15 protein-coding genes are annotated in these 20,752 nt (G+C 59.1%); 9 read left to right on the top strand and 6 right to left on the bottom strand.

Annotated elements, in window-relative coordinates; genetic code table 11:
* Positions 1-9: 9 nt before the first annotated feature.
* From F6A13_RS07880 to hfq, 5 genes are read right to left on the bottom strand one after another with little or no spacing between them, the layout of a single operon-like run.
* Positions 10-1,212: an ATP phosphoribosyltransferase regulatory subunit gene (locus tag F6A13_RS07880; RefSeq protein ID WP_113525633.1), complete on the bottom strand. Its 1,203-nt coding sequence runs from the start codon at positions 1,210-1,212 to the stop codon at positions 10-12.
* A complete protein-coding gene (gene hflC, locus F6A13_RS07875; RefSeq protein WP_113525634.1) occupies positions 1,209-2,081 on the bottom strand; it encodes a protease modulator HflC in 873 nt (290 codons plus the stop codon). Before hflC ends, F6A13_RS07880 begins: the two co-directional genes overlap by 4 nt.
* A complete protein-coding gene (gene hflK, locus F6A13_RS07870; RefSeq protein ID WP_113525635.1) occupies positions 2,078-3,271 on the bottom strand; it encodes an FtsH protease activity modulator HflK in 1,194 nt (397 codons plus the stop codon). The genes hflC and hflK overlap by 4 nt, the downstream gene beginning before the upstream one ends.
* 14 nt (positions 3,272-3,285) lie before the next feature.
* Positions 3,286-4,611, bottom strand: coding sequence for a ribosome rescue GTPase HflX (gene hflX / locus F6A13_RS07865; RefSeq protein WP_225981764.1), 1,326 nt, complete (start codon positions 4,609-4,611; stop codon positions 3,286-3,288).
* The gene (hfq, locus tag F6A13_RS07860; protein WP_009561005.1) at positions 4,608-4,874 is read right to left on the bottom strand and encodes an RNA chaperone Hfq; all 267 of its coding nucleotides are present in this window, start codon (positions 4,872-4,874) and stop codon (positions 4,608-4,610) included. The genes hflX and hfq overlap by 4 nt, the downstream gene beginning before the upstream one ends.
* A gap of 334 nt (positions 4,875-5,208) precedes the next feature.
* Between hfq and ppc the strand changes: the two genes are divergently transcribed.
* Positions 5,209-7,998: a phosphoenolpyruvate carboxylase gene (gene ppc, locus F6A13_RS07855; protein ID WP_113525636.1), complete on the top strand. Its 2,790-nt coding sequence runs from the start codon at positions 5,209-5,211 to the stop codon at positions 7,996-7,998.
* 12 nt (positions 7,999-8,010) lie between these two features.
* The gene (locus F6A13_RS07850; protein ID WP_113525637.1) at positions 8,011-8,589 is read left to right on the top strand and encodes a Maf family protein; all 579 of its coding nucleotides are present in this window, start codon (positions 8,011-8,013) and stop codon (positions 8,587-8,589) included.
* 66 nt (positions 8,590-8,655) lie between these two features.
* On the opposite strand, the gene F6A13_RS07845 is transcribed toward F6A13_RS07850, so the two are convergent.
* A complete protein-coding gene (locus tag F6A13_RS07845) occupies positions 8,656-9,441 on the bottom strand; it encodes a tetratricopeptide repeat protein (protein WP_126605556.1) in 786 nt (261 codons plus the stop codon).
* A gap of 220 nt (positions 9,442-9,661) precedes the next feature.
* Here F6A13_RS07845 and F6A13_RS07840 point away from each other — a divergent pair, with 220 nt between their 5' ends.
* The 7 genes from F6A13_RS07840 to F6A13_RS07810 all read left to right on the top strand — a co-directional run bounded on the left by F6A13_RS07840 (position 9,662) and on the right by F6A13_RS07810 (position 20,739).
* The gene (locus tag F6A13_RS07840) at positions 9,662-11,209 is read left to right on the top strand and encodes an efflux transporter outer membrane subunit (protein ID WP_113525639.1); all 1,548 of its coding nucleotides are present in this window, start codon (positions 9,662-9,664) and stop codon (positions 11,207-11,209) included.
* 43 nt (positions 11,210-11,252) lie between these two features.
* A complete protein-coding gene (locus tag F6A13_RS07835; protein WP_113525640.1) occupies positions 11,253-12,344 on the top strand; it encodes an efflux RND transporter periplasmic adaptor subunit in 1,092 nt (363 codons plus the stop codon).
* An 11-nt stretch (positions 12,345-12,355) separates the two neighbouring features.
* On the top strand, positions 12,356-15,436 hold the full coding sequence (locus tag F6A13_RS07830) for an efflux RND transporter permease subunit (protein WP_113525641.1): 3,081 nt from the start codon (positions 12,356-12,358) through the stop codon (positions 15,434-15,436).
* A 234-nt stretch (positions 15,437-15,670) separates the two neighbouring features.
* Positions 15,671-16,537, top strand: coding sequence for a bifunctional methylenetetrahydrofolate dehydrogenase/methenyltetrahydrofolate cyclohydrolase FolD (gene folD / locus F6A13_RS07825; protein ID WP_113525642.1), 867 nt, complete (start codon positions 15,671-15,673; stop codon positions 16,535-16,537).
* Positions 16,530-18,635, top strand: a complete 2,106-nt coding sequence (ppk1, locus tag F6A13_RS07820; RefSeq protein WP_113525643.1) for a polyphosphate kinase 1 — start codon at positions 16,530-16,532, stop codon at positions 18,633-18,635. The genes folD and ppk1 overlap by 8 nt, the downstream gene beginning before the upstream one ends.
* A gap of 21 nt (positions 18,636-18,656) precedes the next feature.
* Complete coding sequence (locus F6A13_RS07815; RefSeq protein WP_225982020.1) at positions 18,657-19,286, top strand: ParA family protein; 630 nt, start codon at positions 18,657-18,659, stop codon at positions 19,284-19,286.
* Complete coding sequence (locus tag F6A13_RS07810; protein WP_126605555.1) at positions 19,270-20,739, top strand: CYTH and CHAD domain-containing protein; 1,470 nt, start codon at positions 19,270-19,272, stop codon at positions 20,737-20,739. Before F6A13_RS07815 ends, F6A13_RS07810 begins: the two co-directional genes overlap by 17 nt.
* Positions 20,740-20,752: the final 13 nt, after the last annotated feature.

Genomic DNA, 20,752 nt, shown 5'->3' with positions numbered 1-20,752 from the left:
AATCAAACTTCACGAGTCGAGACGCTGTACTTTCCAACCCGTTGCTTCCTGGATCAGGACGGCGTCAAATCCCTGTGCCTGTAAATCCTGCGGACTCGGCACATCCTGACGCTGCAGATCCTGTAAAACCACAAAACCAGCCCGGCGGTGTTCCTGTATCGACTGCCATAACAGATCATCCATGCCAGCCGGGGCCCAAACCCGCCCCATTCTCCCAGAATCCGGGAATCCCGGCAGCAGCGGTTTGATATCCAGACTAAAGCCCGTCGCCGCCCGTCGCCGCCCAAAAGCGGCACCGATGTCATCATAGCGCCCGCCGCTGGCCAACGCCTCGCCGCGCTGCGGGCCGAACAGTGAAAACAGCAGACCGGTATGATAGCGATGTCCGTGAATCTCCGAGAGGTCGCATTGAATCTCCAGGTCTGGATAACGTGCCCGTAATACCAACCATACGCATTGCAGGTCATCCAGGGCGGCACGAACGGCTGGGTAATGCCCCAGATACCGGCGTGCCTGCTCCAATACGTCGAAATCCCCCTGCAAGCCGGACAGGGCATGAAAGTCGGCGGTCAGTTCCATACCGCAATGATGCTCCCGCAGCCATGTCCGTACATCCGACCATGCCTTGCGCTCGACATGCCGCAGCAGTTCAGCGCGCAAAGCGCCTTCCAGACCTGCCGCATCGGCCAATGTCTGGGAAATACCCACGTGGCCTATATCCAGCAACAAATCCGGTACGGCACAGTGGACGAGGCTCTCCACCATCAGGGAAAGGACCTCCAGATCTCCCTCCGCCCCCTCCACTCCGAAGAGCTCGGCGCCCATCTGAAAAGGGGCACGGCTCCCACCGAGCAGATCGGGGCGGGCGCGCAGCACCGTACCCGCATAAGACAGACGCCGAACCTCTTTTGCAGAAGATGTCTGGGCGTCTATGCGAGCCATTTGCGGTGTCATATCCGAGCGCAACCCCACCAACCGGCCACTATCCTGATCCAACAGTTTCCAGGTCTGTAAGTCGAGGTCTGCGGCACTCCCGGTCAGCAAACTTTCCAGATGTTCGACGAGGGGGGGAATGACCTGACGGTAACCCCATCGCGCGTATAGATCGAGCAACGCGCGGCGGCAGCGCTCCAGTGCCTCCGTTCGTGCAGGAAGAACGTCCTCAAATCCGCTGGGCAGCAACCAAGCCGGGTGGCTTTCGGTACGCGTCATTTGCCTGCTGGCTCCAATGAGTGGCGGAAATACCGGAAGAATGGCGCATCCGGACTGAGCACCAGCACGTCTTTGTCACTCAGGCTGTGGCGGTACGCCTCCAGACTGCGATAAAACGAGTAAAATGCCGGATCCTTGCCATATGCGGCACCATAAATAGATGCCGCCTCGGCGTCTCCCTGCCCCTTCAGCTCTTCCTGCTGCCGGTAGGCATCCGCCATAATCCGGGTTTGGTCCTTATTCGCCTCAGCGCGGATTTTGGCGGCATCCGCCGCCCCCTCGGAGCGGTAGGCATTGGCTTCCTCCGCACGCTCAGCCTCCATCCGTTTATAGACGGCTTGCAGCACATCCGTGGGCAAGCCCACCTGCAGAATACGCAGATCGGCCAGATGCACACCCAGTGGCTGAAGACGTTTATTGGCCTCCGCCAGCACCGGGTCCATCATTTTGCTGCGTTGGCCCTGTATCACCGACTTCAGCGTCATGTTGCCGACCTCACTCCGCAACGCAGAACGCACCACATCGCCAATCCGGCTCTCTGCGGTCCCGTCGTTATGCAGGCGGGCGTAGAAAAGCAGTGGATCGGCCACTCGCCATTCGGCAAAAAGGCTGATAAGCACCGGCTTTTTCCCCACCGTCAAGAAGGATTCCGGCTGCGTGCTGTAACTGGACAGACTCTTATTGATAAAAGCCACATTCTGCGCGATGGGCCACTTCATATAGAGTCCGGGGGATTCCACCACGCGCACAGCTTTACCAAATTGCAGCACCACGGCCGTCTGGGTCATGGATACGGAATAAAAGCTGGCCGACGCCAGCAGCACCAGCGCCAATACCACAATAATCACACTCCAGGCCCAGTTCTTCATGAGCTGGCTCCTGACACAGCGGCCGGCAGAGCCACCGGACTGACCGTCGGTGCGACCGGCGGGGCCACGGATACGGTCGGCGCGGTTTCTACCGCAGAGCGCGTCGGGCTGCTGACCGCCGCGGGAGTCCTGGCGGGCATATGGAGATATATCACGGGCTGTCCCTTGCTCTCGACAATCACTTTCGGGGTATGGCTCAGAATGTCCTGCATGGTGCGCAAGTACATGCGCTCACTCACTACTTTCGGATTTTTCTGATAGGCCTGGAGAATGTCGGTGAAGCGTGCGCTGTCCCCCTTGGCCCGGTCGACCACCTGCTGTTTATAACCTTCGGCGTTAGTCACCATCGCTGCGGCCTCTCCCGTGGCTTTGGGAACGACCGAGTTCGCATAGGCCCGCGCTTCGTCGCGCGCCCGCTCCATGTCTTCACGCGCCTTTACCACATCCGCAAACGCCGGCTGGACGACCTTGGGAGGCGTCACCTCCAACAGCTGTATCGAATCAACGCTGACGCCCGCGTGGTAACGGCTCAGCAGGTTTTGGGTGATTTGCTGCACCTGTTGCTGAATGGCGCCTTTGCCGGAAGTGATCAGGCTGTCGATTTTGCTGCGTCCCACGACCTCCCGCATGGCGGATTCCGCACAAAAGGAAATCAACTGATCCGGATTTGCGGTAGCAAATAGGTAATGTCCCGCATTGGTGATGCGATACTGCACAGCGAAACGGACATCCACCACACTCTCGTCCGCGGTCAGCATCATGCCGGGATTCTGGGTATCGGCAGCACCGCTATAGCCCAGAACCAGACGCCGGCTCTGCGCTACATTGAGCAAGTATACCCTCTCGAAGGGAAAAGGGAGGCGGTAGTGTAAACCGGATTGGCTGATACCGACCTCTCTGCCAAAACGCAATACCACGCCTTCTTCACCCGGTCTCACGACATAAACGCCGGAAGCAACCCAGAACAGGATCAGCACGCCGATCACCAGGAAAGGCAGGAGGTGCAGCCATTTGTAACCCATCTTCGGCCCACCGCTGCGCCCGCCGCCCGAGCCGAAAATACCGCCCAGCTTTTTCAACTCACGGGTAATTTTCTGAATATCGAAAACCGGCTTTTGCGCACCGGGACGCCGTCCCCAGGGGTTGTTATCGTTTTTGTTTCCGTTCCCGCCCGGATCACTCCACGGCATACTGCTCTCCTTCCTCAGCCATCAGCCGGTATTGTAGGGGGCGCGTCCATCGCCTGACAACCGCTATCGCGCATCTGCGTATGCAGGCGCCGCCAGTTGAGACCATCAATGTCAAAAGTCAGATGCGTCCTGCCCTGCTCATCGAAACGCTCATCGATAACGCTGGCCAGACGATGTATCCGCGCACGCAGGGCTCCTTCTTCAGGCATCAGAGTCAGATCAGCGCGCAACATGGAGCGCCCCACACGCTGTGTCACGGCCTGCAGCAACTCGGGTATGCCGACACCCGAGTGCGCGCTGACATGCACCGCTGCCAGTTTGCCAGAGCTCTCATACACGTTTCCCGGCACCTCTCCGGTGAGCTCCACCTTGTTCAGTACCAGCAGGCGGGGAATACCCTCCGCGCCAATTTCCCTCAACACCGTATCTACCGCGGCAATCTGGGCATCGCGATCAGGCGCGCTGCTGTCCACCACATGAAGAAGTAATTGCGCCTGATTTACCTCTTCCAGCGTCGCGCGAAAAGCGGCAATCAAGTCGGTGGGCAAGTCGCGCAAAAAACCCACGGTATCGGCCAGGAGAATGGCTTCATGCCCTCCTATCTGCAAACGCCGGATGGCGGGATCGAGGGTCGCGAAAAGACGGTCCGCGGCGTAGCTGGAACTTTTGGTGAGGGTATTGAAGAGGGAGGATTTGCCGGCATTGGTATAACCGACTAAGGCGACCGTCGGCAGGGGTGCCCGCTGCCGTGCCCGCCGCTGTGTTGCCCGATGTGCGGCCACTTTGATCAGGCGCCCGCGCAGGGAAAGAATGCGCTCGCCGATGAGACGACGGTCCGTTTCCAGTTGCGTTTCACCCGGACCCCGCAATCCGATGCCGCCGCGCTGGCGTTCCAGATGGGTCCAGCCGCGGATAAGGCGGGTACGGAGACGCGTCAGTTGCGCCAGTTCCACCTGCAGTTTGCCTTCATGGGTCCGCGCCCGCCGCGCAAAAATATCGAGGATGAGACCTACCCGGTCGACAACCCGGCAGTGGAGGGCGCCCTCCAGATTGCGCTCCTGAACAGGACTCAAAACCCTGTCGAAAAGAACGAGGTCCACGGATAATGCTGCAACTCGCCCCGCCAGTTCCGCCACCTTGCCACGCCCCAGAAAGGTCGCAGGATCAGGACGTCCGCGCTGAACGGAAAGCAGTTCCAACACATCCGCGCCACTGTCGGTGGCCAGATGAAAAAACTCCGCCCCGGCATCGGGATCCACCTCACCACGTAATACCACATGGACGAGCAGAATCCTCTCCCGGGGTGCGGCCACAGCGACTGCGGTATTCGCCAGAATCAAGCCTCTTCTTCGGTGCTGCTCTCACCTTCAGCTTCCGGCAAGGGCAAACGCACATCGCGACCAGGAACCACCGTGGAAATGGCGTGTTTATAAATCATCTGACTGACGTTGTTGCGCAGTAGCACGACAAACTGGTCAAAGGACTCCACGAAACCTTGCAGCTTGATGCCGTTCACCAGATAGATGGCGACAGGAACATGTTCTTTACGCAAAAGATTGAGAAAAGGATCCTGAAGGACCTGTCCTTTTTGTTGTCCGGCCATTTTTATCTCCTTAAGACTGTCGCTTTATGGCGCTTTTAGATGTAGTGAAAAAGCCTGCGGGCCTCCTTCCACTGCGAGGCCATCAGCCTACCGCAAAAACAATCCGAATACCATGCATTGCGCGACATCGGGACGCGCCCTCGGGGCGAGGGTTGCGGAGACCAGCCTCACGGTGAATTGACCTGTCGCACACTTGCCATTACGTTAGATGCAAAGCCAGCCGTCAAAAGTGATCTCGTGTGTCGTTCGGCTCCGCCTGCCCGGAGCCGAAAGCGGCAACAGGGGGGTTGCCAAGCGGTTTCCGGGCGGATCAGCTTCAAAGGAGACGAAATACGTGGAAAAAAAGGCCCTCAACGGTAAAGCGCTCCGTAGCCGCGTCAAGTTGCTCGGCAACCTGCTGGGAGAGGTTCTGCGCGAACAGGCCGGGCATCGCGTATTCAACGCTGTGGAGCAACTGCGTCAGGGATACATCCGCCTCCACAAGCGGGAGGATCTTCGTCTCCGGGAGCGACTTGCTCGCTTTATCGACGCCCTTCCCCAAGACGATCTGGTCCTGGTCATCCGTGCGTTTAACACCTATTTCAGCTTGGTCAACATCGCCGAAGAGGAGTTCCAGCACCTGCACCGCCGCCGTCTGCTCCAAAAGGGCAGCATGCTGTGGACAGGGTCCTTCGAGGAAACCTTCCGCGAGCTGCAAGGCCAGGGTATCAACCCCGGACAGTTGCAATTTCTCCTGGATCAGATCCGTTATCTGCCGGTATTCACGGCACACCCTACGGAGTCCAAGCGCCGGACGGTCCTCCATGGCCTGCGCCGCATTTTCGTGACCAGCAAGATGCTCGACGATTCTGCGCTCAATGACGAAGAACAACAGGAAGTGATGGACAACCTGCGGGCGCAGATCCAGATACTCTGGGAAACGGAAGAGGTGCGCACCAACAAGCCACAGGTACAGGATGAGGTGGAAAACGGCCTGTTCTACTTCCGCGATAGCCTGTTCGAGGCGGTACCTCTCACCTATCGGGCCGCGCGCCGGGCCGCGCGCCGGGTTTTTGCAAATGCCGATATCGATATTCCCGCGTTCATCCGCTTCGGTTCCTGGATCGGGGGGGATAGGGACGGCAACCCCAATGTTACCGCGGCCATTACCGGCTGGGCTTTGCGCACCCAGAGCATTGAAGTATTGAAAGAATATCAGCAGCGTCTGAGTGACCTCTATCAGTTGCTCGGACATTCCAGCCGATTCTGTGCCATCTCTCCCGTTCTACTTGCTTCATTGGAGCGTGACGCAGACGACTTTCCAGAGCTTGCCGAGTGGGTGGACCAACGTTTCCCCAGTGAGCCCTATCGTCGCAAGCTGCGTTACATGATGACCCGTCTCGACTTGCGTCTGCGCCAACTGGAAAACGGTCAGGTCTTGAATGAGTCGGCGGGTCCCGCCTATGCCGCAGCGGAGGATTTCCTTGATGACCTTTTGCTGGTACGCGACTCACTGCGTGGCCACAATGACGGGTATATCGCCGACAATGAGGTCCAGGAGATCATATGGCTGGTCCAGACCTTCGGCTTTCACCTGGCCAACCTGGATATCCGCCAGGAATCTTCCGTACACTCCCGCACCATCGCCGAGCTTTTCGCCGGAATTCCGGGCTTCGCCAACTATCTGGAACTTTCCGAAGAAGCGCGCATACTGGCGCTTTCCGACGCGCTGCGCCGCCCCGGTCCGCTGGTGGAGCAAACGCCTGACCTGTCCCCGATGGCGGCGGAAACCTGCGCGATGTTCCGCTGCATCGCCCAGCTACGGCGTGAAGTCAGCACCGCCGGTTTTGGCAACTACGTCATCTCCATGACCCATGAGGCAAGCCACATTATGGAGGTACTGGTGCTTGCCAAGGAATTCGGTCTGGCCGGATGGTCACGGCAGGGCCTCTACAGCGAGATCGCCATTACCCCGCTGTTTGAAACAATTCACGATCTGGAGCGTATGGATACGGTGATGTCCACCCTGCTGGACAACCCCGTTTACACCAAGATTCTCAGCAGTCAGGATGACATCCAGGAGGTGATGCTGGGCTATTCCGACTCCTGCAAAGATGGCGGCATACTTTCTTCCAGTTGGTCCCTGTATCAGGCCCAGCTACGGCTGGCAGCTCTGGCAGACAAACGGAAAATACGGATTCGAGTTTTTCACGGTCGCGGCGGCAGTGTGGGCCGCGGCGGTGGCCCCACCTATGAAGCCATTCTGGCACAGCCACCGGATACGGTACGCGGGCAGATCAAAATTACCGAACAGGGAGAGGTGCTTTCCTTCAAGTACGCCAATCTGGAGACGGCGGTGTATGAACTGACCGTAGGTACGGCAGGCCTCATCAAGGCGAGCATAGGACTGGTTCGCTCGGCGTCGGGCGACAACCCGGACCATCTGAAAATCATGGCGGAACTCACCCAGACCGGGGAGGCTGTATACCGCGATCTCACGGAAAGCACCCCAGGGTTCATGGATTATTTCTACGAGGCCACCCCCCTCAACGAAATCGCCCACATGAACATCGGCTCGCGCCCCTCCCATCGCCAGCGCGGCGATCGCTCCATGTCCTCCATCCGTGCCATTCCGTGGATATTCGCCTGGGCTCAGTCACGGCATGTTCTTCCGGCATGGTACGGTCTTGGTTCCGCCCTCGCCCGCTGGCGGGAGGACAAGCCGGAACGTTTGCAGGCACTACGGGACATGTACCGACACTGGCCGTTCTTTCGGGCGCTCATGGGGAATATCGGTATGGCGATGGCCAAGACCGACATGGCGATTGCCGGAGAATACGCAGGTTTACCCAACGATCGGGATGCCGCTACCGCCATCTACCGTAAAATTCAGGCGGAATTTGAAAGCAGCCAGGCGGAGATGCTCGCCATCGTCGGGGCTGACCATTTGCTTGCCGACAACCCAACCCTGGCATTCTCCCTGCAACGACGCAATGTGTATATGGAACCTCTGAATCATATTCAACTCGCGTTGCTGCGGCGCTATCGCAACGACGAGACCCCCCCGGAATTCCGGGAGATATGGCTGGATCCCTTGCTGCGCACCATCAACGCCATATCTGCCGGTCAGCGCAATACCGGTTAAGGACGCCTACGCATGGCCTTGCCCGAACTGATTCTGGCCTCCACCAGCCCTTACCGGCGGGACCTCCTGCGCCGGTTGCAGATCCCGTTTCGGGTGGAAATCGCAGCGGTGGATGAAACGCCCTTCCCGGACGAAGCCCCTGAAACACTGGTGTGCCGTCTGGCGGACGCCAAGGCGCTGGCCATTGCCCAACGCTTCCCGCAGGCGGTGGTGATTGGTGCCGATCAGACGGCCGTCTGTGCCGGCCGCGTTCTCGGCAAACCAGGAAATATCGAACAGGCGGTTGCGCAACTGACCTGGATGCAGGGCCAGGCGGTGGACTTTTTGACTGGTGTGACGGTGGTCGCCCCGTCTGGTACGGAAGCGTTTCTGGTACCCTATCGCGTCGTCCTGTACGCTCTGACCCATGCGGAAATCCATCGCTACGTGGAACGGGACATGCCTTTGGACTGTGCCGGGAGTTTTCGCTCCGAAGGGCTGGGAATCAGCCTGGTGGAACACATGGAAGGCGAGGATCCCAATGCCCTGATGGGCTTACCGCTGATCGCCGTCTGTCGGGCATTGCGCAATCTCGGTTATCTGTTGCCATAATACTCAGAAACGAATTAAAAAAGGGGCATCCAGCGACGCCCCTCCGAGTTTGCAAAAACAAGTGGCTTAGCCCCAGCCGTCTCCGCCATCATCCATACCGAAATCATCATTGGACGCTAGTTGATCGTTGCCCCAGGAGTCATCCGTCAGGCCGAGAGCATTATTGCCGCCCTCACTGCCCACATTGCCCGACTCGCTGCCATGTCCGAAAAGGCTTCCCGCCAGCGCCTGCCCGGCCGCCAGGCCTGCCCCCACCCCTATGCCGGTGGCAATGCCGGATGCCAGACTCGACCCCAACCCACCGCCTTGCTGCGGTGCGCCGCCCATGGTACCCCCGCCGGGATACATCGGCCCATTGGGCCCGTACCCATTCGTACCACCGAAGGGTCCGGAAGGCTGTCCGCGGTACAACATCCCGGGCTGTTGGCGCCGCCGCCGGAGCATGGAGATCAGCGCGATCAGGGCTACCAATCCGAGGAAAAAGGCCAGCACAGCGCCCCAGTGACCGGCTTTGCCGACCGGTTTGTCAACATGGCGCTGCAGAGACTGCTTAAAAGCTGCCAGCACCTGCGGTTTGACAAAGGGCATGGCAGGCGCGAGCTGTTCCGCTTTCCGCAAAGCCGTGCGGGCCCCGGCCCAGTCACCCTGGCGCGCCAGAATTCGCGCTTCCACATACTGTGCTTCCGCAGATTGCGGATGCGCAGCCAACACCTCCTGCATCATGCCTTGCGCCTGGCTCAGGTGACCCGCCTGCACGGCCTGGGCAACCTGGGCTACGCTGGGCTCGGCCCATGCAGCAGGCGCTGCCAGCAGGCAAAGCATGGCGACGGCTCCAAAAAATTTTGTCTTCATACGCTCCTCCAATCAAAATACTCCGCTTCCAATATGCGGTGAAACTCTCTCTAATTCAAGAGGTGATATATACTTCTCTAGGACAGATCATTCTGGCTCGGATGTACCTTTGCGGGCGTCCAACGTGCGCCGACGGAAAGAGGTGAGGTCGGTTTGACAGAAAGGGAGGATTCTCGCCATTATACTGACCAGTCGGTACAGGCCGTTGAGAGGTGTTGTTTTGCAAAAACTACTACCAAGACCCGTCGCTGCGGCGCTGGCAACGGTACTTGCGGGAAGTCTGGCGGCCTGCAGCTTTGAGCCGCCGCTGCGCGTTCCCCGGGCACCAGCCGACAAAACACCTTACACGGCGGGCATCAGCCCCAAAAAAACCGTGGCTCCGGGCGGCCCTTCCGGTCACTCCCAGGAGATCGCATATGGCAAAGAGCTGCACGAAGAGTGGTGGAAACTCTTTCACTCCAAGGCACTCGACGAATTAATCGCGGTAGGCCTGAAAAACAGCCCGACCATCGCCCAGGCTCAGGCCCAGTTGAAACAGGCCGAGGCCACCGCGCGCGCGAACGCCAGCATCTTCTATCCACAAGTCACCGGCAATCTGCAGGCCAATCGGAGCAAAGCCAGCGGGGCGGCCTTCGGTGGCAGCAGCGGATTTCACTATTCCCTGATTACCGGAAGCGTCGGAGTTTCCTATTACCCGGACATTTTCGGCGTCAACCGTCTGGTCTATCGCAACAGCGAGGCTTTGGTAAAATATCAGCGGTGGGAACTGGAAGCGGCGCGATTGACCCTGACCGGTAACATCGTCACCACTGCCGTCAGCGAGGCGGCGACAGAGGGGCAAATTCGCGCTACCCGGGCCATCGTGGCCCAGGAGCGGCAGCTTCTGGAACTCACCGAGAACCAGTACAAGGCGGGCGCCGTGGACTATCTCAGCGTCGTCACCCAGCGCAGCCAACTGGCCAGCGAAATGGCGACGTTGCCTCCGCTGAAGCAGCAACTCGCCGTCTATCGTCATGAACTGGCCATTCTCGTGGGCGCTTTTCCTGCAGATGCCAGACGGCAGCCCTTTACCCTGACCGAGTTGCAACTACCCGAAGAATTGCCGGTGAGTCTCCCCTCGCAATTGCTCAAACAGCGTCCGGATATCCGCGCTGCGCTTTCGCAAATGAAGGCCGCAAATGCGGTCATCGGTGAGGCGAGGGCGCAATTCTACCCAACCGTTCAGCTTACTGCTGCGTTTGGCGATACGGCGAGTCATCCCGCGCTGTTTTTCAACCCTGTCAGCAGCATATGGAGCCTGGTAGGTGCCGTGTCCCAGCCGATTTTCGAGGGCGGCAAACTGGAAGCTCAGAAAGCCGAGGCCCATGCTGCCTACGATGTGGTTTATGCCGCCTACCGCAGTACGGTGCTGAACGCCTTTGACCAGGTGGCCAACGCCTTGCGCGCCGTGGAACATGACGCGCAGACCCTTGCTGCGCAACGCGCGGCGCTACGGGCCTCCGCGGAAGCACTGCGGCTGGCGCAGGCGAGTTATCGTGCGGGTGCATCTGACTATCTCACTCTCCTCACTGCAGAAGTGCAGTATGACAACGCCAAAATCGCTGAAATAACCGCCAGATCGCAGCGCTATCAGGATACGGCCGCGCTGCTGGTCGCATTAGGCGGCGGTTGGTGGAACAAAACCGACAGGAAATCACCGCCCGCAAATACACAGGGCAAGCCTCATCCCTCTGCTGGCGCGTTGCCGGTAACACAGGTAAAGCCATGAGCCATTCCGCATTCAACACAGCCATCCGCCGAGGAGACTGGTCATGAAGAAAGCATTTGTCATTGTCATTCTTATATTGCTGATCCTTTTCGGCAGTATTTTCGGCTTCAAGCTCTACGGCAACTATATGATGCACCAGGCCTTGGCGCATATGCCTGTACCAGTCGTCAGCGTCAGCGCCAGCAAGGTGGTAGAGCGGGAGTGGCACCCGGAAGTAACCGCCGTGGGATCGTTTGCCGCCATCCAGGGCGTGGAGGTGACGCCCCAGTTGGGCGGTGCCATTACCGGTATCTATTTTCATTCCGGAGAATACGTGAAGGCCGGTACCCCTTTGATCCAGATCGACAACAGTAACCAGTTAGCGCAACTGGCCAGCGACGAGGCTCAGCAGCGATTGGCCCAGATCAATCTCCGCCGGACGCGGACGCTGATCGCCACCAAGGCCGCCAGCCAGTCTCAGCTCGATTCCGCGGTGGCCAGTTACCAAAGCGCGGTCGCCGCCGTAAAAAATGACCACGCCACTCTCGCAAAGCTCGCCATCCGCGCGCCCTTCAGCGGCTATCTCGGAGTTCGCCAGGTAGATCTGGGGCAATACATCATCCCCGGGACCGCCATGGTCGATCTTCAGTCCTGGGATCCCCTTTTTGTGAACTTTACGGTGCCTCAGAGTGATTTCGCCCGCATTCATGTGGGCACACCCGTTCAGGTGGAGGTGGACAGCTATCCCGGCCAGACCTTCAGCGGCAAGATCACCGCCACGGGTGCGGCCATCAATACCGCTACGCGCCAGATTGACGTCCAGGCCACGGTACCCAACCCCAAGACCATCCTGCGGCCGGGTATGTTCGGGAATGTCACGGTAATCGAGAAAAGGCTGGAGAAAGTGTTGACCGTACCCGCCAGCGCCATCACCTATAATACCTTCGGTGACTTTGTCTATGTGGTGGAGAAAAAAACCGTCCATGGCAAGGTAAGCCAGATTGCCCTCCAGCGCATCGTCAAGACCGGCATTCAGCGAGGCAATGAGGTTCAGATTCTGTCGGGACTGCAGGCGGGAGAACTGGTGGTCACCGGGGGGCAGATCAAGCTCCACGAGGGTAGTCCTGTCGAAATCCCCGCCAGCGGCAAAGCCTGAGGACGGCGGCGATGAAATTTACGGATATCTTCATTCATCGACCGGTTCTGGCTACGGCCTTGAGTCTGGTGATCCTCCTCCTCGGGTTGCGCGCCTATACGGAAATGACGGTGCGCGAGTACCCGGCCCTCACCAACACCGTGGTTACGGTAACCACGGCGTACCCCGGCGCCAATCCCAACACCATCCAGGGCTTCATCACCACCCGCCTGGAGCGGGTGATCGCCAGCGCTCCCGGCATCGACTATATGACCTCCAACAGTTCCGAGGGCATGTCCACCATTACCGTGTACATGAAACTGAATTACAGCCCCGACGCGGCGGTGGCCAATATCCAGTCGAAGGTCCAGCAGGTGACCAACGAACTGCCCGCCGGCAGCCAGTTGCCGGTGATCAACGTCACGGTGGGCAACACCACTGACCTCATGTACATCGCCTTTTACAGCAACCACCTGAACCAGCAGCAGATTACCGACTATCTCCTGCGGGTGGTTCAGCCCAAGCTCGCGGCCGTCAGCGGCGTGGGCGAAGCGCAGATCCTGCCGCCCGGCTCCGGGAACGGCAATACGTACTCCATGCGCGTCTGGCTCAACCCCCGGAAGATGGCCGCCCTCGGGATTAGCGCGTCCCAGGTGTCCCAGGTTCTGGCAGCCAACGACTTCATCTCAGCAGTAGGGAGCACCCGGGGGACCGAGACGGGGGACACCATCGTTGCCACCACCAACCTCCATGATGCGGCGCAGTTCCGCAACCTCGTGGTTAAAAACGTGGGTAATACCATCATCCGCCTCAAGGATGTCGCCCAGGTAGAACTCGGGGCGCAGAATTATGATTCCAGCGCTTATTTTGACGGCAAGCCGGCGGCTTTCGTCGGTATTCAGGAGTCACCGTCGGCCAACTCGCTGAATGTCGCGGCGGGGGTCAAGGCGGCACTGGCCGAACTCGGCACTGCCCTTCCGCCAGACATGCACATGGCCATCCCCTACGACGCCACGGACTACATCAAGGCCTCCATCGACGAAGTCTTGCTGACCATCGGCATCACGCTGGCGGTGGTGGTCCTGGTGATCTTCCTCTTCCTGGGCTCCTTCCGTTCGGTGCTCATCCCGGCAGTGGCCATTCCCCTGTCCATCATCGGTGCTGGTTTCATCATGTGGGCCATGGGCTTCACCATCAACCTGCTCACCCTGCTCGCCATCGTTTTGGCCATCGGCCTGGTGGTGGATGACGCCATTATTGTGGTGGAAAATGTTCATCGCCACATCGACGAGGGTAAAAGCCCCATGCAGGCGGCCTTGATGACCGGCCGGGAACTGGGCACTGCCATCGTGGTGATGTCCACCACGCTGATCGCCGTCTTTGCCCCCATCGGCTTCATGAGCGGCCTGACTGGCAGTCTTTTCAGCGAGTTCGCCTTTACGCTGGTGGCTACCGTGCTGGTTTCCATGGTGGTGGCGCTGACCCTGTCGCCTATGCTCAGCAGCAAGATACTCCGAGCCAGCAGCGCACATGGATTCGCCCACTTCATCGATACCCGCTACGAGGAATTACGCCGTCTGTACGATCGGCTGCTCCGGGGTAGCCTCAACTTCGTGCCGGTGACCATGCTTTTTGCCGCCGTGATTTTTGTGAGTATTTATTTCCTCTTCACCACGAGTAAACAGGAACTGGCGCCGCAGGAAGATCAAGGCATCATTTTCAACATGGGCACCGGCGCGCCTAACGTCACCCCTGAACTGTTGAGCAAGTACGGCATGGAGATTGTCCATGACCTGAGTAAATATCCGGAAACCAAAGCCACCTTCATGGTCACCGGCATTTCCGTGGGGAGTGGTGGCGGGACCAACAGTCTCATCGCCGGCATGCGGCTAAAAAATTGGGATAAGCGATCGGTAACCGCCATGCAGCTGGCGCCCCAGGTACAAAAACAAATGAATGGGATCACCGGTCTGCAGGTGGCGTCGTTCCAACGGCCGTCCCTGCCCGGGTCCGCTGGTGGTCTGCCGGTTCAATTCGTGCTGCAGTCGAGCGGAGGTTACGACAAGCTGGATCAGGTGGCCAACGAGGTCATCGGCCGCGCCCAAAAAAGCGGCCTGTTCATCTACGTGACCAAGGACCTGCGCATCGACAACCCGGAGATCGTCCTCCATATCCACCGCAACATGGCGGCGAACCTGGGTTTGACCATGGCAAACATCGCCCAGGATTTGCAGCCGCTGCTGGGCGGCAATTATGTCAATCGATTTGACCTGAAAGGCCGGAGTTATGAAGTGATCCCGCAGGTACCGGACCGCTTCCGCGCCGATCCGGGCCTTCTCAAGACCTACTACGTCGCCACCGCAACGGGGCAGATGGTGCCACTGTCCACCCTGGTGTCTGTGGAAACCAAAGTGCAGCCGCAGTTCCTGCCGCAGTTCCAGCAGCTCAATTCCGCCACCATTCAGGCGGTACCCGCCCCCGGCGTGACCCTCGGCCAAGCTTTGACTTATCTGAAAACCCAGGCCCAGAACGTCATGCCCAAGGGCTTCTCCATCGACTACTCCAGCCAGTCGCGGCAGTATATGCAGGAGAAAAGCGGGCTGCTGGTCACCTTTGCCTTGGCCGTCCTCCTCATTTATCTGCTCTTGGCGGCGCAGTTCGAGAGCTTTCGCGATCCGCTCATCGTGCTCATCACGGTGCCTATGTCCATCAGCGGGGCGTTGATCTTCATCAGTCTGGGGCTGGCCACCATCAACATCTACACCGAGGTGGGCCTGATCACCCTCATCGGTCTGATCGCCAAGCAAGGCATCCTCATCGTCCAGTTCGCCAACCAGATCCAGCGACACGAAGGGCTGGACAAGCGTTCCGCCGTGGAAAAAGCCTCCAGCATCCGTCTGCGGCCCATTCTCATGACCACCGGTGCGATGGTGCTGGGCGTATTGCCCCTCTTGCTGGCGAGTGGAGCCGGGGCGGTCAGCCGCTTCGACATGGGTCTGGTCATCTTTACCGGGCTGGCGATCGGCTCTTTTTTCTCGCTTTTCGTTGTGCCTGCCATGTATATGATACTCGCCAAGGATTTACGGGAACCTCAAAATTCCCGGGAAGCTTGATAAGACGGTTTCATCTTGTTGGACATCATGGATCGGGGTACCCTTCAGTGCCCCGTTTTCGCTTGACAAAAGAAGGGGCTGCCAGAAGAATAACCGGCGAACATAGCTCTCGTTTCCGGGGATGCTCCGTTTTGCCGCCACCTCTCCGGTTGACGCGCCCGCTTTTCACATAGGTAACTTTTTCATGGGTGAGCATTTTTTCCTGAGTAGCGAGACCTCGCCAAAGAGGCCCAAGTGACTGCGCGACGCATTGATGGCAAAGCCATCGCGAAAAAAATACATGCCGATATTTCCCTTCGCAGCCATGCCTTTCTCCGCCAATGGGGGCGCTCCCCCGGCCTTGCGGTAGTGCTGGTCGGCGCTGATCCGGCCTCCCGGATTTATGTACAGAAAAAACGGGAGACCTGTGCTTCCGTGGGAATTGCCTCATTCTCCGCCAACTTGCCAGCAGACACTAATCCACAACAGCTTCTGGCCCACATTGCGGAGCTGAATGCCAATGACGCGGTCGACGGCATCCTGGTGCAACTGCCACTTCCCCCCCCTTTTGACCCGGAAGAGATCATCGAAGCCATCGCGGTGGAGAAAGACGTGGATGGTTTCCACCCTTACAATATCGGCCGTCTCGCCTTGCGCGCGCCATTGCTTCGCTCCTGCACACCTGCGGGCATCATGACTCTCCTTCAGGAATCGGGCATCGATATCAAGGGAAAAGAGGCGGTAATCGTTGGTGCCTCCAACATCGTCGGGCGCCCTATGGCGTTGGAACTCCTCCTCGCCGGCGCAACGGTGACCGTCTGTCATCGCTTTACCCGGGACCTGGCGGCTCATGTAAGGCGCGCCGAACTGCTGGTTGCGGCGGCCGGCAAACCGGGATTGATCCCTGGTGCGTGGATTCGTGAGGGCGCGGTGGTGATCGACGTAGGAATCAACCGTCTTCCGGATGGGCGTGTGACCGGCGACGTGGACTTTGCCGGCGCGGAGCAGCGTGCAGCGTGGATCACCCCGGTCCCCGGCGGGGTCGGACCCATGACTGTGGCCACCCTTCTGCAGAACACCCTGATCGCTGCGGAGCATCGCATGGGGGCACCGCATGTCTGAGGTGCCTGCGCCGGAAAACGCCCGTTCCGCGCCGCCTCTCGACAGCCCTGAGCTGTACTTCAACCGAGACCTCAGCATCCTCGCTTTCAACCAGCGGGTGCTGGCTCTAGCCGACGACCAGCGCGTACCGCTGCTGGAACGTTTACGTTACCTGACCATCGTTTCCATCAATCTGGACGAATTTTTTGAAGTGCGCATGGCCGGACTGTTGCAGCGGCTTAAATTCGGCGCCGGCCCCTTGGGGCCGGATATGCTTGGGCCCCATCGTGAAATCGAGGCGGTCGCGAAAAAGGCCCATGAAATCATTTCCGAACAATACCGATGCCTGAATCAGCGCCTGCTGCCCGCTTTGGCTAGAGAAGGTATTCGCTTGCTGCGCCGCCGCGAATGGCGGGCGGCGCAGAAGCGCTGGATCGGCAATTATTTCCAAACCGATGTGCTACCTCTACTCACTCCCCTGAGTCTCGACCCCGCCCACCCCTTTCCCAAGGTACAGAACAAAGGGCTGAATTTCGCTATCGTTCTGGAAGGCCAGGATGCTTACGGGCGACACAGCCCCATCGCCATCGTACAGGCGCCACGCATTCTCCCCCGCATCATCCAGATTCCGGAACATCTCGCGGGTCCGAATGATTTCGTGTTTCTCTCCTCCGTCATCCACGAACATGTGCAGGCGCTCTTTCCGGGCCTGACCATCCAGGGTTTTTATCAGTTTCGGGTGACGCGCAACAGTGAACTCTTTGTGGATGAGGAGGAGGTGGACAATCTCCTCGACGCGCTGGCCGATGAATTACCACTACGCCCCTTTGGCGAGGCAGTACGGCTGGAGGTCGCTAACAACTGTCCGCGGGAAGTGGTGGAATATCTTCTGAAACATTTTGAACTAAGTGAGAGCAACCTGTATTCATTGCAGGGTCCCGTGAATCTGTCACGCCTGGCGGCCATCATTGAAATGGTCCGCCGTCCCGACTTGCTTTATCCACCCTTCGTACCGGGGCTGCCACCGGTTTGTTCACACCCCGAGAACATATTCGCGCAACTGCGGGAGGCGCCCATCCTGCTGCACCACCCCTACCAGAGCTTCAACCCGGTTCTGGATTTCCTCCGCCAGGCGGTCAGCGATCCAAAAGTCATCGGCATCAAGCAGACGCTGTACCGCACCACCCCTGACTCCCCGATCATCGACGCGTTGATAGAAGCGGCCATGGCCGGGAAACAGGTCACGGCAGTGGTCGAACTCAAGGCTCGCTTTGACGAAGCCAATAACATCCGGATGGCCGAGCGTCTGGAAGAAGTGGGTGTGCAAGTGGTATACGGCGTGGTCAATCACAAGGTGCATGCCAAGATGATTCTCATCCTGCGCCGGGAGGAGGACGGGATCCGCCTCTACGGGCACCTGGGTACGGGCAATTATCATCCCCGCAATGCGCGGATTTACACCGATCTCAGCCTGCTCACCGCAAATCCTGATATCACGGCGGATATGAATGACCTGTTCATGCATATCACCGGCATGGGCAAGGCGCCGCAATTGCGCTGTCTGCTGCAGAGTCCTTTTACGATGTTCCAGGGAATACAGGAAGCCATCGATACGGAGATCCGGCATGGAAGCAAAGGCCGCATCATCGTACGGGTGAACGCGCTGGTCGACCCCGATCTGATTCGCGCCCTGTACCGGGCCTCCCAGGCCGGGGTGGAAGTCGACCTGGTGGTGCGCGGCGCCTGTGCCCTGCGCCCTGGCATACCAGGTGTCTCCGATCATATCCGGGTACGTTCCATTGTCGGCCGTTTCCTCGAACACAGTCGCGTCTATTACTTCGGAAACAACGGGGATCCCCGCCTCTGGATATCAAGTGCCGACTGGATGGGGCGCAATCTTTTCCGCCGTCTGGAAGTCGCGGTACCCATTACCGACCCCGACTTGCGCGCCCGCATACTCACGGAAACCCTTCAGCTATACTTGGAAGACGATTGTAACGCTTGGGCGATGCGTGCGGATGGTGATTATGATTTTTTGCGCAATCCCCTGGATGCCAACTGTAAATCCGCACAGGACCGCCTGCTGGAACACTACAACAGGAGCAGTCATTATGGGTGAGAGGCGCGAGCATTGATCCGGGTGCTGGTGCTCAACAGTAAAGGAGGCGCCGGAAAAACAACCGTCGCTACCAACCTCGCCAGCCTGCTGGCACTGCGTGGTTCGGTGCTCCTCGCCGACCTGGACCCACAGCGTTCGTCCAGTACCTGGGCTGGGCGGCGATCGGAACACCTGCCCAAGCTGTCCGTCATTACAGATGCAGACCGGGATTTCCGCGATTATCCACCCACGGATTTCGTGGTCTTTGACGCCCCTGCCGGCCTTAAGAAAGGGCGTCTGGAAGACATGCTGGGCGAGGTGGAAGCACTGCTGGTGCCCATCGGACCATCTTCCTTCGATATGGACGCCAGCCGCGTCTTCCTGGAACAACTAAAGGAAATAAAACGCTTTCGTAAGGGAAAAGTGCGCATGGGCGTGATCGCCAACCGGGTGAATGCGCGTACCAGGGGCGGACAGCATTTGCAGACCTTTCTTGCGGATTTGCAATTGCCGGTAGTGGCCACCCTGCGCGACAGCGAACTTTACGTGCGAGCGGCACAACTGGGCGCGGGAGTGGCAGACCTGCGCGCCGCCGAAACCCGGGCCGATCTGCCGCAATGGGCGCAGATTCTGCGTTTCGTGATGGAAGGGAAATATGGAACAGGAGCTTAAACTGCAAATACTGGACCCCTCCCCTGTCACCTGGGAAAAGATTTGCAAGTTCCCTTTGCTCGCGCTGGGGGAAGCCCCCGCCCTGAAACTGCATGCGGTCTATTATGACAGCCGGGACGGCGCCTTACGGCGCGCGAAACTCGCGTATCGGGTGCGTCGAGAAGGTAAGGAGTGGGTCGCCACCCTCAAGGCCGATGGACAGTCCATGGGCGGATTACATCAGCGCCCCGAATGGAATGTCACCGTTTCCTCCTCCGCAGCGGACCTCCGGGTGTTTACCGACCCGGACGCTGCGGCATTGTTGGCACCGTTTCTGGATTTGGCTCTGCAGGCCATCCTCGAAACCCGTTTTGAGCGGCTGGAAAGCCGGGTGGATTGTGCCGATGGCAGCCAGATAGTGGTCGCCCTGGATCGTGGAGAAATCCTTGCCAGCGGCCTATGCGAACCGATTCTCGAAATGGAGTTGGAGTTGGCAACCGGGGGGCCTGCTGCGATATTGGAGATGGGCGCGGAGCTATGCGCCCATCTGCCGTTGCTGCCTGATGGGGAGAGTAAGATGTTCCGGGGGTTGCGTCTGGCCGGACTGATACCCGCCGATGCCGTTGCACTGGGGGACAAAGCAGCACCGCTACGCCGACACGAAAATGCCGGAAAGGCACTCAGCCGCCTGTTGATCGAGCAATGTCAGCAGTCTCTCACCGCAGCTAGGCAGCATGCGACCGGTAACAGCCCGGAGACCTTTCATCACTTGCGCAAAGCCGTCCGCAGCCTGCGCGCATTGCTGCGATTCTGCCGGACGCTGGATACCGACAAGCGTCTGGAGGGTGTCCGTCAGGAATTGGCGGACTGGTTTCACCAGCAAAGTATACGGCGTGATCATGAAGTCCTGGCCACATACTGGGCAACTTTGGCTGCCGAGACAGGCACAGAGGCCGCGCCCCTGTACACATGGTTGAGCGCGGAGGCCGAGGCCACCGCTGCCGGACTGGGTCACCTCGCCGCTACGATACTGCAGTTCTGGGCGCTACTGCTGCGTGCAGCGTTGCACAGTGACGAAGACCTCCAGCACTACGCGGAAATGCATTTGCGGCGTCAGGACCGCAAATTGACGGCGGCGGGTGCTGCGGCCCAAACCCCCATCGAGTTTCATGCTCTGCGCATTCACATCAAGAATTGGCGCTATGTTATTCTCGCACTAGGAGATATGTGGCCCAGCAAAGATAGCAAGGCGCTGCTCAAGACCCTCTCCGCTCTGCAAAAAATCTCCGGCGCAATGCATGACGCAGATATGGCAGGACAGCATCTTGCAGGACTGGCTACAAGCCGCAGGCACGGGCTCGCCTTCCATGCGGGGATGCTGATGGGCTATCTCCATGCCCGGGAGGTCCGGCAACACAAAAAATTCTCCCGGCACTGGAAACGGCTGGAGAGTATCTCCCGGCCGTGGAGCTGATGCTTCGACACCC

The sequence above is a fragment of the Acidithiobacillus sp. 'AMD consortium' genome, assembly GCF_008926505.1.
In the GTDB taxonomy this organism is placed as follows: domain Bacteria; phylum Pseudomonadota; class Gammaproteobacteria; order Acidithiobacillales; family Acidithiobacillaceae; genus Acidithiobacillus; species Acidithiobacillus ferridurans.
Note: the sequence above shows the minus strand (reverse complement) of the source record. Positions and strands in the feature narration are given on the sequence as shown.